Raw genomic sequence first — 13,715 nt, forward strand, 5'->3', positions numbered from 1 at the left:
CCCCCTTTTTATCTTTGATATAACAAAAAAATCCTTATTCCTGCCGGCGAAAATGGTATTCTTAGTCTTTACCGTAGCAAACTGCCGAACGTCTAAAAGGAGAAACCAACCATGCCAACGACCTTAACCAACTACGGCGCAACCATTTCCGCATTCGGTACAGCCGATGTTTTGACTCTGCAACCGCACTTGCCGTTGCCGGAGATTGCCGATGAGCAAATCCTGTTTGAAACCCATTTTGCCGCGATCAACCCGGTGGATTATAAAACCCGAATGGGCTTAGGTTGGGGGGCGGAAAAATTTAAAAGCCAATTTCCGGCAATATTGGGGTTTGACGCCGCGGGTATCGTCGCCAAAGCGGGGGCGAACAGCGGCTTCCAAGTGGGCGAACGCGTGGCGGTGCTGACTTTCGACGGCGGCGCTTACAGCCGTTATTTTGCGGTCAATGCTGATTTAGTCGCGCGCGTGCCGGACGGCGTTGCGTTGCAACAAGCCGCCGCCTTGCCGACCGCAGGCGTGACCGCACTTCAATTAGTAAAACAGGCGAATTTGCAAGCCGGACAAACAGTGCTGATTTCCGCGCCTGCCGGCGGCGTCGGGCATTTAGTGCTGCAGTTGTTAAAGCAACTGCCGGTTGACATCGTGGCAATTTGTTCGGCGGCGAAACAGGCTTATGTCGAGAAGCTGGGCGTGACCCGCTGCTTAGATTACACCGCACTTGAAGTCTATCCCGAAGTCAATGCCGATATTTTCTTGGATCTGGTCGGCGGCGAAGCCGGTATCAAAGCGCTAAGTGCGGTCAAACAAGGCGGACGGGTGATCTGCGTGCCGACCATTCATGTGCCGTTATTGCAGCAAGCGGGGGAAAGCCGCCACCTACAGGTGGAAAAAATCATGGCGCAACCGAATGCCGCCGCCCTGACGGAATTGCTGGCGAAATTAGCGCAGGGAGCGCTTAATATTGAAATCGCCGCCACCTATCCGCTCGCCGAGATTCGACAAGCGCACCGACAACTGGAACAAGGGCGCACCCTCGGCAAAATCATTTTGGATTTGGGCGTGGCATTATGAGCAAGTTGATTCTCGACCCGGCAATTATCCGAGGTTATCAAGGCTTAATTTTCGATATGGACGGCACGCTGATCGACACCATGCCGGCCCATGAAGAAGCGTGGCGCCAAACCGGCGACTATTTCGGCTACGCCTTAAACGGCAAACTGATGTACCAACTGAGCGGCGCCCCTACTTACACCATTGCCGAAGCGATTATGCGTGAGGGCGGCATGCCGATGAGTATGTTGGAAGAAGTCACCTTGAAAAAACGCGAATTAGGAATGAAACTGGTGTTAGAACGAGCTACTTTGCTGCCATCTTTCGCGATTGTGCAGGCTTTCCATGGTAAAGTTCCAATGGCACTCGGCACCGGCGCCCATCGGCTGATGACCGATCTGTTAATGGAAAAATTTGAATTACGCCGCTATTTTGCCATTGCCGTCACCTCCGACGATGTCGCCGCACACAAGCCGGCGCCGGATACCTTTTTACGTTGTGCCGAATTAATCGGGGTCGAAGCGACGCAAAATTTGGTGTTCGAAGACGGGGATTTTGGAATCGAAGCGGCGCACGCCGCCGGAATGGATGTGTTTGACGTGCGTGATAACCGGCTGTTAAAGGCATAATCACCGCATATGCTCGCCGATTGGTTGTTGACGGTTTTGCCCGATTGGGCGTTACAAAACCAGTGGTTACTGATGTTCGCCAGCGCTTTTTTGAGCGCCACGCTATTGCCCGGCAACTCGGAAGTGGTGTTTAGCGGCTTGTTACTGCTGCAGAGTTTTAGCCAGCCGAGCGAGATTTTTTGGCTCTGGTTGGCGGCAACCCTAGGCAACGCACTCGGCGGCATGACCAGTTATGCCATCGGACGCATGGTTGCCGTGCCGGAATGGCAACAGCTCAACCGCCGCCAACGGCAAGGACTGCGTCTGTTCGCGCGTTACGGCAGCCTCAGCTTGCTCTTCAGTTGGTTGCCGTTCATCGGCGACCTGCTCTGCATAGCCGCAGGTTGGCTACGGTTACATTGGATCACGGCATTACTACTGATTACCTTGGGCAAAGGCTTACGCTATTTGCTATTGATCGGTCTGAGTGCCTTTTAAGAGGATGTTATTGTGTTACCAAAACTGGATACCGCACTTGCCTGGTTGAAGCAACATCCGCAGGCAGTACAACATTTCAAACGGGGTTTGGAACGGGAAACCTTGCGTTTCCTGCCGGACAACCATCTGGCACTCACCCCGCACCCCGCCCACTTGGGCTCGGCATTATGCCATCCGTGGATCACCACCGATTTTGCCGAAAGCCTGTTGGAGTTCGTCACCCCGGTGCGGGAAAAAGCCGGTGAGTTAACCGATTTTTTGCACGACTTGCACCGCTTCGCCTTGGAAAAAATGGGGCAAGAGCGGTTTTGGCCGATGAGTATGCCCTGTTTTATCAATGATGAAAGCGATATTATCTTGGCGCAATACGGCAGCTCGAATCTCGGGCAATTCAAAACCCTGTATCGCGAAGGCTTGAAGAACCGTTACGGCGCATTAATGCAAACTATCGCCGGCATCCACTATAATTTTTCCTTTGATCAAAATTATTGGCAGGCACGTTTCGGCGAATTAAGTGAGCACGAACAGCAAGTGCGGTTATCGGCGCGCTATCTGAATATCATTCGTAACTACCTGCGCTACGGCTGGATAATCCCCTATCTGTTCGGCGCTTCGCCGGCAATTTGCAGCTGTTTTTTACAAGGGCGAAAAACCGATATCGAGTTTGAACGTTCGCCGCACGGCTTTTTATACCTGCCGTATGCCACCTCGCTGCGTTTAAGCGATTTAGGCTACACCACCAACACCCAAGCCAATTTAGGCATTAATTACAATGAATTAAACCAATACACCCGCGCATTGCGCGCCGCCACCCGTCGCCCGGAACCGCACTTTGCACACATCGAACAACGGCAATGGACGGACGGTAAAAAATATCACCAACTCAACGCCAATGTGCTGCAAATCGAAGCCGAATTCTATGCGCAAATCCGTCCGAAGCGGGTGACACAAGCCGGTGAAAGAGCAGTCGCCGCTTTGGAACGTGCCGGGATTCAATATGTGGAAGTGCGTTCCCTCGACGTCAATCCGTATGCGGCGATCGGGATCAGCGAACGGCAAATTTATTTCCTCGATCTGTTTATGTTATGGTGCGAATTGGCGGAAGCCGAACCGTTGGGTGATTCGGAACAGCTGTGTTGCCGTAAAAACTGGAATAAAGTGATTCTGGCAGGACGGCAGCCGGGGCAAACCATCGGCGTCGGCTGCGACAGTAGCCAATATTCGTTGCAAGCCATGGGCGAACGGATAGTCGATGATTTGCTGCAACTGGCGGAAGTCGTGGATTGCGTCGGGCAAGAACAGGGGTATGTGCAGATTTGCCAAGATCTGCGCCGTGCTTTTGCCGATCCGGAATTCACCTTATCGGCACAAGTCTTAACGGATTGCCTACGCCAAGGTATCGGGCACTTTGCCGATCAGCAGGCGGAAAAGTTTAAACAACAGCTTTTATCGCAGCCTTACCGCACTTTAAATCAACAACAATTGGTACAAATCGCGCAAGATTCACTGGCACGGCAGCACGCCATCGAACAGGCGGACACGCTCGATTTTGATTGCTATCTGGCACAGCAAAACAGCGGCTAAGCCTGCATAACGAAGCCGGCATAAGCGCGGGCAAAAAAAAACGCTCTCGAATGAGAGCGTAAATAACCTAAGGAACCAACTTAATTATTAGAAAACAACTGCAGGTTGCTTGTATAATAAGACCGAGCAACGAACGGAAAGTTCACCGTAATCAGAAAATTTTTTAAATTAAAACGAAAAAGGAAAAAATATGCCGTTACTGGACAGTTTTACCGTTGACCATACTAAAATGAACGCCCCGGCAGTGCGCGTGGCAAAGAGTATGCGCACCCCGAAAGGCGATGACATCACCGTGTTTGACCTGCGGTTCTGCCGCCCGAATCTGGAAATTATGCCGATGAAAGGCGTGCACACCTTGGAACATCTGTTTGCCGGTTTTATGCGCGATCACCTCAACGGCGATCAAGTGGAAATCATCGACATCTCGCCGATGGGCTGCCGCACCGGTTTTTATATGAGCCTGATCGGCACCCCGACGGAAAAGCAAGTCGCCGACGCATGGCTTGCCTCGATGGAAGATGTACTGAAGGTACAAAGCCAAAATGATATTCCCGAATTGAACAAATACCAATGCGGCACTTACACCGACCATTCGCTGCAAGAAGCACAGGATATTGCCCGTCATATTTTAGCGCGCAAAATAGGCATTAATAAAAATGACGATTTAACCCTGGATTTAAACCTGATTTAATTTGATCAAGACCGAGCCGTTGCGCTCGGTTTTTGTTTATTTGCGAAATGAAAAAGGAAGTGCCATGACCACTATCGGAACCCCATTAACCCCTTCCGCCACCAAAGTGATGATGTTAGGCGCCGGCGAACTCGGCAAAGAAGTGGTGATTGAACTGCAACGCTTGGGCGTGGAAGTGATTGCGGTGGATCGCTACGCAAACGCCCCGGCGCAACAAGTGGCGCACCGCGCCTACACTATTTCGATGTTGGACGGCGACGCGCTGAAAGCCTTGGTGGAAAAAGAGCAACCGGATTATATCGTGCCGGAAGTGGAGGCGATTGCCACCGCGACGTTGCTGGAATTGGAGCAACAGGGCTTTAACGTGATCCCGACTGCCAAAGCGACGAGCTTAACCATGAACCGCGAGGGAATCCGCCGCCTTGCCGCCGAAGAACTGGGCTTGCCGACCTCAAACTACCGTTTTGTCGATAACTATGCCGATTTTGCAAGTGCGGTAGCGGAAATTGGCGTGCCGTGCGTGGTAAAACCGATTATGAGTTCCTCCGGCCATGGGCAAAGCGTGATTAAATCAACGGAACAATTACAAACGGCATGGGATTATGCGCAACAGGGCGGGCGCGCCGGCGGCGGACGGGTGATTGTCGAGGGCTTCGTTAAATTCGATTATGAAATCACCTTGCTGACCGTGCGCCACATCCACGGCACCACTTTCTTACCGCCAATCGGACACACCCAAATCGACGGCGACTACCGCGAATCGTGGCAGCCGCAAGCGATGTCGCCGACCGCACTTGCCAAAGCGGAAGCGATTGCCGGCAAAATCACCGCCGGTTTAGGCGGACGCGGTATTTTCGGGGTGGAAATGTTTGTTTGCGGCGACGAGGTGATTTTCAACGAAGTTTCCCCCCGCCCGCACGACACCGGCATGGTCACCCTGATTTCACAGGAACTGTCCGAATTTGCCCTGCATGCGCGCGCGATTCTCGGCTTACCGATTCCGAATATTGAGTTGTTCAGCCCGTCCGCCTCCAAAGCGATTGTGGTCGAAGGCAAATCAAGCCAAGTGCGGTTCGGCAATTTAGAGCAAGTCCTAGCCGAAGCCAACACCAACCTACGCCTGTTCGGCAAAGGCGAAGTGAACGGCCACCGCCGTTTAGGGGTTGTTTTAGCGCGAGACGAAAGCGTGGAAACCGCGCTGGAAAAAGCCAGACGGGCTTATCGGCAACTCAACATTGAATTATAAAACGGATAATTTATCACTGACAAAGCCACCGTTGCGGTGGCTTTGTATTAAATGGAAAAAGATAATTAAACGGGCTGTTGCTGCTGAGCCAATTCTCGATCCTTCTCTTGCTCTCGCTTCACACACTCTCGCTCATAAGCTTTAAAGAACGGATAATAGATGAAAATATCCAGAATAATTAATCCGATACTTAAAACCGGTGCCCAAACATCACCGCCGGAGACTAAATAAGCGCCGATCGGGGCAGGGGTTGTCCACGGTGCCATCAGATAGACCCGATGAATCAAGTCAAAATCCAAAATCAAATAGGCGATCACCGCATTTGCCATCGGCGCAAAAATCAGCGGAATAAAGAACAGCGGATTGACCACCATCGGTACGCCATAGACAATCGGCTCGCCAATAGAGAAAAAGGACGGGACTAAGCCGATTTTGCCGATCGAACGCAAATGGGCAGAACGGCTGCGAACCAATAAAAAGGCAAGCGCTATCACCCCGCCGGACGCGCCGTGTACAATATAAAAATCCCAAAACGAATTGGTCACGATAAACGGTAGCGGCTCGCCTGCCTGCAATGCGGCTAAATTTGCCGCCATATTTTGCAGTAGAAACGGTGTCCACAATTGCATTAACACGAGTGAACCGTTAATCCCCAAAAACCAAAGCAAGTGAGTCGCAAATACGAACAGTATAATCGCCCCAAGGGAATCACTCACTTTAATCAACGGCGCCATATAATCCATGATTAACTGCGGAATGGTGACGCCCATCGCGTGTTCGATATAAATTGAAAACGGGAAAATAGTAACCAACATCGCCAAAATAGGAATCACAATATTCAGCGATTCGGCAACCGCACTTGGCACTTCTTTCGGCAAGCGAATGCGGATATTTAAATATTCCAGCAAACGGGTCACTTCTACGGTGTAAATGGCGACAAAAATCGCCGAGAATAGCCCGATACCGCCGAAAAATTTAATGTCCATTGCACCGTCTTTAACCGGTGCCGCAATCAACAAAAAGGTCATCACCGATAAAAACGCCGCCGGCAACGGCTCGCGCCGATAGGCTTTGGCAAGGTTGTAGGCGATACTGGCCGAGGTGAACAGCGAAATGGCATTAAACGACATTTGGAAAAACGTCCAACCGTAATCGCTCGCCCAAGTGGCAAACCGCCACCATGCCATACCAAAACTGTTGGTGGTGTTTTGATCAAACGGCGGAATCAGTAAAATCATAATAAAACTACCGACAATCAAAAACGGCAGCACCACGATGAAACCGTCACGAATCGCAGAAATATGCGGTTGTTTTTCCAAACGTTGTGCCGTCGGCGTGACGTAGCGATCCATATAGGTGATCATTTTTTGGCTAAATGTAGTCATGATTCCTCCTGATTATTCGCCCTGAACGGCTTTAAAACAGACCACATGCCAATCCGCTTGATAATTTTTGAGTGTAATATTCACTTCTCCCTGCACAACACATTGTGAAAATTCGACTGCCGGATTCAGCGCGACCACTTCCGTTTGGCAAGGCAAACCGAACTGATTTTCCCCTTCATGCAAACCGTCAACAAAACAATATAAATCTTGATTTTTGCGAGTGAAATGGAAGGTTAATTCATGCTTCGGGTAAGATTCGCGCCGACTACAGCGGCTGCCGTAGATCCCTTCGCCATTGGTCTGCAACCATTCGCCCAACCCCTGCAGCCGTTCGACTTGTCCGCTTGGAATTGTGCCGTCGGCTTTTGGCCCGACATTCAGCAATAAATTGCCGTTATTCGCCACCACTTCCACTAATAGCGAAACCAATTTTTTCACCGAAATTAAATCGTCATCATGTTCATTTTGATTATAACCGAAAGATAAGCCCAAGCCGCGGCACATCTCCCATTTACGCTGGCGCGAGGCTTCACCGTGTTTGTATTCTTTCGAGGTAAAGTCGCACCACAAGCCGTTCCAACGGTCGTCCACCACACCATCGGCCACACGATTGTAATAATGGGAAAATAGGGTCGGCAGCATATGCTCCCCTTGTTTCGGCCAGCCGATATCATTCCATAATACCGACGGCTGATAATTATCGATCAGTTCCAATACCTGATTAAACGCATAATCCGCATAAGCGTAAGTCGGACTGGCATTCGACATATTTTGGCTTTCGGTAAAAATCGGTGCTGAAGAGTAAGTCCAGTCGATCACACCGGAATAATACGCGCCCATTTTTAAGCCGACATCTTCGACCGCATTTTTCAGTTCGCCGAGAATATCCCGTTTCGGCCCGTAATTCAGACAATGGTAATCGGTATAACGGCTCGGGAATAAACAAAAACCGTCATGATGTTTAGTGGTGAGCACCACATATTTTGCGCCGGCTTGTTTAAATAATTCCGCCCACGCGGTCGGTTGCCATTTTTCCGCTTTCCATAGCGGCAAAAAATCACGATACGCAAATGCTTCGCCATAGGTTTTCACATGATGTTCATAGGTCGGGCCACGCTTAACATTAATTGAATTGAAATACCACTCGGCATAAGGATTATTACAAAACCATTGTTCATCAATATCCACTTCACCTAATTCCCAAGTGAGCGGCGCAAAAGCAGGAACGGAATAAATTCCCCAATGGATAAAAATACCGAATTTATAATCATCATACCAATCGGGCAACGGATGTGTTTTTACCGATTCCCACGTTGCTGAATAAGTTGTATTACATTGCGTTATCATATGTCCTCCTTATTATCATTAAATAAAAAACAGCATTTATATAAAAACAACATTTCACCAACCAAACAAGTGAAATAATTATTTTATTAACAGCTAGGAAGCATTCTGTGATAGGTATCACTGAAATAGCCTGTTTTCTTCATGATTATGTAAACGAAATATGACCGAATTTGCACGCATACGGTAATTTCAGGCAGGAAAATGGGCGCTAAAACAAAAAACGGACACTTTTCAGTATCCGTTTTGCGGTTGCCGCATTAATCTCAAAACGCGGTTTTATACACTGCTAAAATCAATTCCGGGGTGCATTGGCGCGGGTTGCCGCCGGTACAGACATCATTGAAGGCATCGATGGAAAGTGCGGTCAGGTCGCTTTCCAATACGCCGATTTCAGACAGTTTTTGCGGAATGCCGACCTCTTTCGACAATTGTTTGACCGCATTAATCGCCGCGAGGCGGTATTCGCTTTGGCTCATGCCGTCCACGTTTTTCACCCCCATGGCACGGGCGATTTCACGGTATTTTTCGCCGGTGTCGGCTTGGTTAAATTCCATCACATACGGCAACAAGACTGCATTGGCAATACCGTGCGGGGTGTCGTAGTAGGCGGACAACGGGTGCGCCATGCCGTGCACCACGCCCAAACCGACATTGGAGAAGCCCATGCCGGCGACGTATTGCCCTAATGCCATGCCCTCTCTGCCGGCGGCTTCGTTATTGACCGCGCCGCGCAACGATTTGGCGATCAGTTCAATTGCTTTCAGGTGCAGTGCGTCGGTCAGTTCCCATGCGCCTTTGGTGGTGTAGCCCTCGATAGCGTGGGTGAGCGCGTCCATGCCGGTGGCGGCGGTCAAGCCTTTCGGCATGCTTGCCATCATATCCGGATCGACCACGGCGACAGTCGGCACGTCATGCACATCAACACAGACAAATTTGCGTTTGTGTTCTTCGTCGGTAATCACATAGTTAATGGTGACCTCTGCGGCTGTGCCGGCGGTGGTCGGCACGGCGATAATCGGCACGCATTTTTTATTGGTCGGCGCAACCCCCTCCAGCGAAACCACGTCGGCAAATTCCGGGTTATTAATGATAATCCCGATTGCTTTGGCAGTGTCAATCGGTGAGCCGCCGCCGATAGCGATCAAGTAATCCGCCCCTGCTTGTTTAAATGCCGCCACGCCTTGTTTGATAATATCCACACTCGGATTGGCTTTCACCCGGTCGAAAATGGTGTAGCTTAAGCCGGCTTGATCCAAAAGTGCGGTCACTTTTTGCGCCACGCCGAATTTGATTAAATCTTGGTCGGTCACCACCAACGCCTTCGTGAAACCGCGGCTGAGCGCTTCCGGCACAATATGCTCGATTGCGCCTTTGCCGTGATAGCTGGTTTCGTTCAAGATGATACGATTTGCCATAACAGATACCTCATAGTAAGTGAATGAATTCCAAATAGTATTTTTAAATAATCAATGTTATTGAATTATCGAATAAAAATAAGAACTCTCTCGTTATATTTCATCGAAAAAGTAGGGGCGGATGATATATCCGCCCGAATCGCACTTTGTATTTTTCAATGCTAATTAAATACTTATATCGAGCTTCGTAAACGGGCGGATATATCATCCGCCCCTACATTACCGAATCAAATTCCTCGATAACATAAAGCATACTGAAGCTGGATTTCGCCAGCCCCTTATTCCCAATAAAATTAATACAGCACGTCTTTCGCTTCGTCGGAATCAATATTGTCTTTGGTCACGAAAACCACACCGGTGTCGATGAATTTTTCGATTTTCTTACCGTCGATCACGTCTTTAATCGCGGTAACGCCTTTGTAGCCCATTTGGTAAGACGATTGCACCACAATGCCTTCCAATGTGCCGTCACGCACGAAGTTTTGCAGGTCTTGGTTGCCGTCAAAGCCGACCGCCACCAATTTACCGGCATAACCACGCTCTTTAATCGCACGCGCCATGCCGACCGCAGTCGGTTCGTTCGCGCCGAAAATCGCGGTCAAATCCGGGTGTGAGGTCAATACGTCGATGGTTTGGTTAAGTGCGGTCACCATATCGGATTGGGAATAAAACGGCCCGACCATGGTGATATCGGTATTTTTCTTAATTTCATCGACGAAACCGCCGGTACGCTCAATCGCACTGGCAGCCCCCGGAGTGAACGACATCACCGCCACTTTGCCTTTCGTGCCGTTTTTCTCCAGCAGTTTTTCGGCGGCGAGTTTTCCGGCGGCACGATTATCGGTGGCTAGGAAAGATTGATAATATTTGCCGTCACTGTTGATACCGGAGTCGATCATCACCACCGGAATACCGCGTTCGTAAGCCGCTTTCACCGCCGGCACTAACGCGTCGGGGTCGGACGCCGCAAGCACAATCCCTGCCACACCGCGGTTGACGGCGTTGTTCACCATGTTCACTTGTTCGTCGATTGCGGTTTCCGCTTGCGGACCTTGGAACGAAATATTGTATTGTCCGCCAATATCTTTTCCTGCGTCCTGTGCGCCTTTGTTTACGTTTTGCCAAAAGTTGGCGTTGGCGGTTTTGACAATAACCGCGATTTCGCTGGATTTTGCCATCACCGGAGAGCTGATTAAGGCAGAGAACCCGACTAAAGTTGCCAATGCTGCGACTGCGAATTTTTTCATAATGTGCTCCTTGTTGGAATGATAGACCGTTTTATGGACGGCGTTTAAATGGAACTGCTTGTGGTAAATCCAAGCTGGCGATGTGCTGCCACGCTATTTCTTTTTGCTTTGTCTTAATTGATCAATCGACACCGTGACGATAATCACCAGACCGATAATAATTTGTTGGATAAAGGCTGAAACGCCATTCATATTCAAACCGTTACGCAACACCCCGATAATAAACGAACCGATTAACGTGCCCGGAATCGTGCCGACCCCGCCCATCAGCGATGTACCGCCGACCACCGCACTGGCGATCGCGTCCAGCTCATACGCCACGCCGCCGTTCGGTTGTGCCGTCACCAAGCGCGAGGCGAGAATCACCCCCGCCAAGCCCGACAACAAACCGCTGGCGATATAGGCATAGTTTTTCACCTGATTGGTTTTAATCCCCGATAAACGCGCCGCTTCTTCGTTAGAACCGATGGCGTAGATATAGCGTCCGACCCGTAATTTACTGAGCGCGAAGGTGAACATAATCGCAATGACGATCATGATAATCACCGGATACGGAATGCCCGGGAACGTCACCAGCGGCAAGCCGTTAGGCCCTTCTTCCACCATGCGCAACAGCGCCCCGTTGCCGAGATAAGAGAACGATTCCGGCATACCGGACACCGGCGCAGCGTTGGTTACATACAGCGCCACCCCGCGCGCCACCATCATCATACCCAACGTGGCGATAAACGGCGGCAGTTTCATTTTGGTCACCATAATGCCGTTGGCGTAGCCACACACGCCGCCGACCAAAATCCCGGCGATCATACCGATCGGCACCGGCAGTCCGCCGTTGACGAACATTGCCGCCGCCACGCCGGAAAGCGCCACCACCGAGCCGGTGCTCAAATCAATCCCGCCGGTCAAAATGACACAGGTCGCGCCAATCCCGATCAAGGCGATGGTCGAGGTTTGCAGCCCGATGGTCATGATATTGTTCAGCGTAAAGAAGTAATCATTGCTGACAGTGAATGCCAGCACCAGCAGTAATAAGCCTGCCAACGAGGCAAGTTTTCTTAATAGATCTTTTTGTTTATCGTTCATCACATCACCCCATTTTTAACGAACATAGTCTCTGGCAAACATATTTTTCACGCCGGTGGCATACTGCATAATTTCTTCCTGATCGGTTTGTTTGGTTTCCAACATGCCGGTCATCTGCCCCTCACGCATTACAATAATCCGATCGGACACCCCCAACACTTCCGGCAGCTCCGACGAGATCACAATCACGCCCACGCCGTTAGCGGCAAGTTCGTCCAACAGTTGATAAATCGCATATTTCGCACCGACGTCAATCCCGCGCGTCGGTTCGTCGAAAATCATCACCGTCGCGTCGCGGAACAGCCATTTGCCGATCACCACTTTTTGTTGGTTGCCGCCGCTGAGGTTATTCACCAACTGCTCGACCGTCGGGGTTTTGATCTCCATTTTTTTGACGAAGGTATCCGCCGCGTTGACTTCGGCATCGTGCGAAATCACGCCCAACTCGCTGCACACTTTATCCATTGCCGCCATGGTAATGTTTTCACGGATACACATGCGCACCGCGATACCGTTGAGTTTGCGGTCTTCCGACAGATAGGCGATTCCCGCCTTAATCGAATCGGCAGGGCTTTTGATCGACACTTTTTTGTGATGGACAAAAATCTCGCCTTTATCCAGCGGATCAGCGCCGAAAATCGAACGTGCCAATTCGGTGCGTTTTGCCCCGACCAAGCCGGTGATCCCCAGAATTTCGCCACGGCGCAAGTCAAAATTGAGCGGTTTAAATACGCCGTAACGTTCGGCATTCATCACCGACAGAATAATCTCATCTTCGATAAGTGCGGTTTTTGGCGGGAAATGGTTATCCAACGAGCGCCCGACCATTTTGGTGATAATCTGATCCATGGTGATTTCCGCAAAACGGTGGTTGGAAACATAAGTGCCGTCGCGGAAAATGGTGATGTGATCGCAAATCCGTTGCAGTTCTTCCATGCGGTGCGAGATATACACGATACACACCCCTTTGCTTTTCAGGCGGTGTACCAACTCAAACAGGCGATCAATCTCTTTTTCGGTCAGGGCGGAGGTGGGTTCGTCCATAATCAACACTTCCACATCAAACGACAACGCTTTGGCTATTTCCACCATTTGCTGTTTCGCCACCGACAGCGTATTGACAATGTCGGTCGGGGCAACATCAATATCAAACATTGACAGCAATTCCGCCGAATCACGGTTCATTTTGCGTTTATCCACCAAGCCGTGTTTCAGCGGCTCGCGCGCAAAAAAGATGTTCTCGGCAACGGTCAAGTGCGGTATCAGGTTCAGCTCTTGGAAGATCATGCTGATACCGTTTTTCTGTGCCTCCAACACCGATTCAAACCGCACTTTTTTGCCTTTATACACAATGTCGCCCACTTCGGGGTGATACACCCCGATCAGGCATTTCATCAAGGTGGATTTGCCTGCGCCGTTTTCGCCCATTAAGGCGTGTACTTCGCCTTTGCGCAGCTGAAGATGAACGTCTTTCAGGGCTTGCACCGCCCCAAAAGATTTGCTGATGTTGGTCATGGACAGCAGTGGCGCTGCTTGCGATGGATTTTCCATGTTCCCTCCT

At 50.3% G+C, this 13,715-nt stretch carries 12 protein-coding genes; 6 read left to right on the top strand and 6 right to left on the bottom strand.

Annotated elements, in window-relative coordinates; all coding sequences use genetic code 11:
• Positions 1-111: 111 nt before the first annotated feature.
• The 6 genes from ACQ31U_RS04310 (at position 112) to purT (ending at position 5,677) form a co-directional block, all read left to right on the top strand.
• Positions 112-1,071, top strand: coding sequence for an NADP-dependent oxidoreductase (locus tag ACQ31U_RS04310; RefSeq protein ID WP_431053855.1), 960 nt, complete (start codon positions 112-114; stop codon positions 1,069-1,071).
• A gap of 8 nt (positions 1,072-1,079) precedes the next feature.
• The gene (locus ACQ31U_RS04315; RefSeq protein ID WP_431054277.1) at positions 1,080-1,679 is read left to right on the top strand and encodes a beta-phosphoglucomutase family hydrolase; all 600 of its coding nucleotides are present in this window, start codon (positions 1,080-1,082) and stop codon (positions 1,677-1,679) included.
• A gap of 9 nt (positions 1,680-1,688) precedes the next feature.
• Complete coding sequence (locus tag ACQ31U_RS04320) at positions 1,689-2,156, top strand: YqaA family protein (RefSeq protein WP_431053856.1); 468 nt, start codon at positions 1,689-1,691, stop codon at positions 2,154-2,156.
• A 12-nt stretch (positions 2,157-2,168) separates the two neighbouring features.
• Positions 2,169-3,740: a glutamate--cysteine ligase gene (gshA, locus tag ACQ31U_RS04325; protein ID WP_431053857.1), complete on the top strand. Its 1,572-nt coding sequence runs from the start codon at positions 2,169-2,171 to the stop codon at positions 3,738-3,740.
• A gap of 190 nt (positions 3,741-3,930) precedes the next feature.
• Positions 3,931-4,431: an S-ribosylhomocysteine lyase gene (gene luxS, locus ACQ31U_RS04330; RefSeq protein WP_431053858.1), complete on the top strand. Its 501-nt coding sequence runs from the start codon at positions 3,931-3,933 to the stop codon at positions 4,429-4,431.
• A gap of 64 nt (positions 4,432-4,495) precedes the next feature.
• The gene (purT, locus tag ACQ31U_RS04335; RefSeq protein ID WP_431053859.1) at positions 4,496-5,677 is read left to right on the top strand and encodes a formate-dependent phosphoribosylglycinamide formyltransferase; all 1,182 of its coding nucleotides are present in this window, start codon (positions 4,496-4,498) and stop codon (positions 5,675-5,677) included.
• A gap of 65 nt (positions 5,678-5,742) precedes the next feature.
• Here purT and ACQ31U_RS04340 read toward each other — a convergent pair whose 3' ends face one another.
• The 6 genes from ACQ31U_RS04340 to ACQ31U_RS04365 form a co-directional block, all read right to left on the bottom strand.
• Complete coding sequence (locus ACQ31U_RS04340; protein ID WP_431053860.1) at positions 5,743-7,062, bottom strand: PTS sugar transporter subunit IIC; 1,320 nt, start codon at positions 7,060-7,062, stop codon at positions 5,743-5,745.
• Positions 7,063-7,074: 12 nt separating this feature from the next.
• Positions 7,075-8,409: an alpha-L-fucosidase gene (locus ACQ31U_RS04345; protein WP_431053861.1), complete on the bottom strand. Its 1,335-nt coding sequence runs from the start codon at positions 8,407-8,409 to the stop codon at positions 7,075-7,077.
• 263 nt (positions 8,410-8,672) lie between these two features.
• Entirely contained in the window at positions 8,673-9,824 is a 1,152-nt protein-coding gene (gene fucO, locus ACQ31U_RS04350) for a lactaldehyde reductase (protein WP_431053862.1), read from the bottom strand.
• 293 nt (positions 9,825-10,117) lie between these two features.
• Complete coding sequence (locus ACQ31U_RS04355; protein WP_431053863.1) at positions 10,118-11,071, bottom strand: ABC transporter substrate-binding protein; 954 nt, start codon at positions 11,069-11,071, stop codon at positions 10,118-10,120.
• Between the two features lie 93 nt (positions 11,072-11,164).
• Positions 11,165-12,154: an ABC transporter permease gene (locus tag ACQ31U_RS04360; RefSeq protein WP_431053864.1), complete on the bottom strand. Its 990-nt coding sequence runs from the start codon at positions 12,152-12,154 to the stop codon at positions 11,165-11,167.
• A 15-nt stretch (positions 12,155-12,169) separates the two neighbouring features.
• On the bottom strand, positions 12,170-13,705 hold the full coding sequence (locus tag ACQ31U_RS04365; protein WP_431053865.1) for a sugar ABC transporter ATP-binding protein: 1,536 nt from the start codon (positions 13,703-13,705) through the stop codon (positions 12,170-12,172).
• Between the last annotated feature and the right edge of the window lie 10 nt (positions 13,706-13,715).

Source organism: Testudinibacter sp. TW-1 (assembly GCF_050613185.1).
Lineage (GTDB): Bacteria > Pseudomonadota > Gammaproteobacteria > Enterobacterales > Pasteurellaceae > Chelonobacter.